General features: G+C 47.5%; 1 protein-coding gene. It reads left to right on the top strand.

The genetic code is table 11. From position 1 onward, the window contains the following. The coding region (locus H5985_RS09360; protein WP_205051032.1) for an IS30 family transposase at window positions 1-219 on the top strand (219 nt) is incomplete at both ends.

Raw genomic sequence — 219 nt, 5'->3', positions numbered from 1 at the left:
ATTGGGAGGCTGATACAGTATTGGGTAAAAAGACCAAAGGAGCGGTTTTGGTCACGCTTGTTGAACGGAAAAGTCGTTTTCTACTGACGACTAAAGCCGCCAGTAAATCCGCTGAAGATGTTACGCAGGCGATATTGAAAGCGGTCCAACCCTACCGGGCGATTTTCCGCAGCATCACGTTTGATAATGGCAAGGAGTTTGCTCTGCATAAGTCGGTTA

This window comes from Parasutterella secunda, assembly GCF_016901835.1.
Classification (GTDB): Bacteria; Pseudomonadota; Gammaproteobacteria; order Burkholderiales; family Burkholderiaceae_F; genus Aphodousia; species Aphodousia faecavium.
Note: the sequence above shows the minus strand (reverse complement) of the source record. Positions and strands in the feature narration are given on the sequence as shown.